The following is a 280-nucleotide window of genomic DNA, read 5'->3' as shown; positions in this document are numbered from 1 at the left end:
CGTCAAGAGCGCCCTGAACAAGGTCGAGCTCAAGGAGGCCGACGCCGCCGTCGTCTACAAGACCGACGTGCACGCCGCCGGCGAGAAGGTGCAGGGCGTGCAGTTCCCCGAGTCCGCCAAGGCGATCAACGACTACCCGATCGTCCTGCTCAAGAACGCCCCCAACACCCGGACCGCCAAAGCCTTCATCGCCCTCGTCCAGTCCCCCGAGGGCCAGAAGGTCCTCAGCCAGGCCGGATTCCTCAAGCCGTGACCTCGCTCCACGAGACCGACGCCGCGA

1 protein-coding gene is annotated in these 280 nt (G+C 66.8%); it reads left to right on the top strand.

What is annotated here, in order from left to right; all coding sequences use genetic code 11:
- A partial coding sequence (locus tag IO33_RS0142350) for an extracellular solute-binding protein (protein ID WP_031174378.1) occupies positions 1-253 on the top strand: 253 nt, incomplete at its 5' end.
- Positions 254-280 lie beyond the last annotated feature (27 nt).

The sequence above is a fragment of the Streptomyces durhamensis genome (assembly GCF_000725475.1).
Classification (GTDB): Bacteria; Actinomycetota; Actinomycetes; order Streptomycetales; family Streptomycetaceae; genus Streptomyces; species Streptomyces filipinensis.
This window is presented reverse-complemented; position numbering and strand designations above follow the sequence as displayed.